Raw genomic sequence first — 3425 nt, 5'->3', positions numbered from 1 at the left:
TGGCGAGCGTCGTGCGGACACCGTCCCCGGTGATGCTGCGCATGGCGGGCAGCAGGGTGGCGACCAGGTCGTGCAGCCACGTACCCGGGTCGGCGCCTGCCGTCGCCGCGTACTCGCCGGCGCCGGCGGGCTCGGAACCGTTCGGGGGGGAAGCGTTCAGGGGGGAAGCGTTCGGCTCGGGACCGCCGGAGCCGCGGGAGGAATCGCTCATCGCTGGACCCGTCCGGAACCTCAGCCGGCCCAGACACGCCAGGGCGCGGCACCGGAATCCCAGAGCTGGTTCAGCTCGGTCCAGTCGCGGAACGTGTCCATACCCATCCAGAACCCGTCGTGAGTGTGCAGGGTCAGCTCGCTGTCCCGGGCCAGCTGCTGCAGCGGGTGACGCTCCAGCAGCAGCGCCGGGTCGTCGTCGAGGTACTTGTCGATGAACTCGCGCTCGAAGACGAAGTATCCCCCGCTCACCCAGCCGGTCTGCGGCGGCTTCTCGGCGAAGAGGGTGACGGCGTTGCCGTCCGTGGTCAGCTCGCCGTAGCGACTCGACGGCCGGACGCCGGTGACCGTCCCGATCCGCCCCGACGCCAGGTGGTCGGCGAGCACCGCGCCGACATCGACGGCACCCACGCCGTCGCCGTAGGTCAGCATGAACCGCGGGCCGGTCAGGTACTGGGCGACCCGGCGCAGCCGGGCTCCGGTTCCGGTGAGTAGGCCCGTCTCGGCGAAGGTCACCTCCCACGCCTCGTCGCCCACGGTGTTGTGGAACTGGGGGGTGTGGTCGTCGGAGAGCGTGAGGGTGAAGTCGGCGACCTGCGCACGGTAGGCGAGGAAGTAGTTCTTGATCAGATCGCTCTTGTAGCCGAGGCAGAGCACGAACTTACGGAAGCCATAGTGCTCGTAGGTCTTCATGATGTGCCACAGCACCGGCTTGCCGCCGATGTCCACCAGCGGCTTGGGTAGTTTCTCGCTGGCTTCCCGCAGCCGGGTTCCCATCCCGCCGCACAGGATCACGACGGGGATGTCCGCCACGTCGGGAATCTCGCTGGTCTGGGCGATCTCGATGCTCAAGGCTGTTGCGTCTCCCGTGCTCATGCCCCGGTCCGGACGCACTCGGGGCGGATGGGCGTCAATGGCCTGGTCGTTGCGGGACCGCGACGCGCTCCGGGTGATCCGGGGCAGCCGTCCCGCGGGCCGGCTGGTCGTGACCGGTGGGGGCAGCCACCGGGCGGTCCGGCTGCGCGGGCGGCGCGTTCCCACGCGGGTGAGGACGTCGCTGCTCGCCCGCGAACGTGCGTGCGGGCGTGACCCGTGGCAACGGTACCGTATGGTCCTTTGCCGGCTGGTGCTGTCCCTACGAACCCGCGTATGCGGCATAGATCCCACAGCCCCGTGGGCCTCCCAGGCGTCTGACCCCCCTGACTTCCCTGACCCCCCTGACCCCGTGACTCCGGGGCCGGATGACGGTTTCGGTGGGTCGGGTGCGCGTGTCGAACGATTCTCTCGGAGTGGGAGGGTTGGTCTACGGATGGCTGATCGTTGCACTGCGTGATAAGCCGAGGCCGCCGAAGGGGCACTTCGTCGGTGGTTGTTACTGTTTAGCGATCACTCGCGGATTACCGAACGAGCCTCGGCTCAGGTGTCGACGGTGATGGCGGACCTCGTTGCGAGCCACTGGATCGGGGAGAGTGTCGTGCTTGGTCGCACTTTTGCACTACATGAGTAAAAATGACTTTATAGATAGAAATGTACGACTGGGGTGATGCGGGTGCGCGGGCGCTCCTGGTCGGATGACCCGCTGGCCGCTGGCCGGTGGCCGGATCGCCATCCTCGGACCAGGACGGCACGGTGTATCACTCCGAGGCGGACCCGCCCCGTTCGGCCGATCGGCGGCCCGCCGGTGGAGGCGCCGGCATGCCGACCCCGTCCCGGGGCGAGTGGCCGGACGCCCGGCTGCTCCCGCTGCGCCGTCGCCGAAGCGACACGACGCCGCGGAGCCTCCGTTCCCCTAGCGAGGGTTCCCCCACCGAGCTGGTCCACATCCGCCGCGACGGCGCTCCTCGCGACGCGGATGGCGGCCCGGTCACAGCCCCCGGCGGGGACCGGCCGGACCCGGTGCAGGCACGTCCGGACGGCGCCACCACGACCGTGTTCCATTGGCACGGGCGGCAGGCCCCGGCCGGGAAGAGGCTGGACACGCCGGACACGAACGTTCTGGCCCGGGACGTCTTGGCCCGGGAGGTGCCGGTCTGGGACGGGCCGGTGCCGGACGGGCGTGTTCGGGCGGACGGCGGCGGTGAGCCTGGCCCGGGTCGCCTGTCTCGCGTCGCCGGTTGGATCGCTGCGCGCCCGGGGGGCCGAGCCGGCCGAATCCCGCGTCTCCCGCCTGTCGCGGTCTCGATCGCGGTCTCGATCGCGGTCGTGACCGCCCTGACCGCCTGGGTTCTGGTGTCCTCCGGAGGACACCCCACGGACACGGTGGCCGGCGGCCCGACGCCCGCCCCGCAGTCGCAGCCCCCGCCGCAGTCGCCGCCCGCGCGGTCGCCGAGCTCCGGCCCCTCGCCCGCACCGGGGGTCCAGCCGCCGGTCACCGTGCCCCGGGTGCAGCGGGCCGCCACGACCGGTGAGTTTCCCACGGGGGTCGCCGCGCACACGTTGGCGCAGGCGAACCGCTGGGCGGAATTCCGTGGCCGGCCCAACGACGTCGTCGTCATGTACACCGAGCGGTCCAGCTGGCGGGCGATCGTCGAGCCCTGGATCGGTCGCGGCGCCTCGACCTTCGCCGGGTTCTCCGGCACATGGGTCATCAGCCAGCCGCTCTTTCCGGACGAGGGGCCGGAGAAGGGCAACCTCGCCGACTGCGCGGCCGGCCGCTACGACGCCGAGTGGCGGCAGTTCGGCCGCTGGCTGGTGAGCACGGAGCGGGGCGACTCGTTCGTCCGGCTGGGCTGGGAGTTCAACGGGCTGTGGTTCGCGTGGGCAACCACGGACCCGCAGCAGTGGGTGCAATGCTTCCGTAACGCCTCGTCGGCGATCAAGGCTACCAGTCCGCGGGTCCGCATCGACTGGAACCTCAACGCCCACGGCTCGACCACGTCGGTCGGCGCCTTCGATCTCTACCCGGGTGACCAGTACGTCGACGTTATCGGGGTCGACAGCTACGACCAGTACCCGCCGAGCCCGACCTACGCTGACTTCGACAACCAGTGCAACGAGACCGGCGGTCTCTGTCAGGTGATCATCTTTGCGCGGATCCATCACAAGCTGTTCTCGGTGCCGGAGTGGGGCGTGGTCAGCCAGCAGGGCACCAAGGCGGGTCGGGTCGGGGCCGCGGGTGGGGACAACCCCAGGGCCGCGCAGAGATCACGCTACGTTGTGATCGGTGACGTTTTGTAGACGTGCTGTGAGGTGACTCGGGGCGCCCTGGGCGACAC

The 3425-nt window shown here is 70.2% G+C and carries 2 protein-coding genes and 1 pseudogene; 1 reads left to right on the top strand and 2 read right to left on the bottom strand.

The annotated features are described in order from the left end of the window. Window positions 1-211: pseudogene (locus AC08ON_RS14450) on the bottom strand (DUF4910 domain-containing protein); the annotation flags it as partial. A gap of 20 nt (window positions 212-231) precedes the next feature. Then, the gene (locus AC08ON_RS14445; protein ID WP_011438304.1) at window positions 232-1086 is read right to left on the bottom strand and encodes a sugar phosphate nucleotidyltransferase; all 855 of its coding nucleotides are present in this window, start codon (window positions 1084-1086) and stop codon (window positions 232-234) included. Window positions 1087-1905: 819 nt separating this feature from the next. Between AC08ON_RS14445 and AC08ON_RS14440 the strand changes: the two genes are divergently transcribed. Beyond that, on the top strand, window positions 1906-3387 hold the full coding sequence (locus tag AC08ON_RS14440) for a glycoside hydrolase family 26 protein (protein WP_476617151.1): 1482 nt from the start codon (window positions 1906-1908) through the stop codon (window positions 3385-3387). Window positions 3388-3425: the final 38 nt, after the last annotated feature.

The sequence above is a fragment of the Frankia sp. CoWAU3 genome, assembly GCF_977971855.1.
The sequence above is the reverse complement of the archived record's forward strand: the minus strand, read 5'-3'. Positions and strand labels throughout refer to the sequence as shown.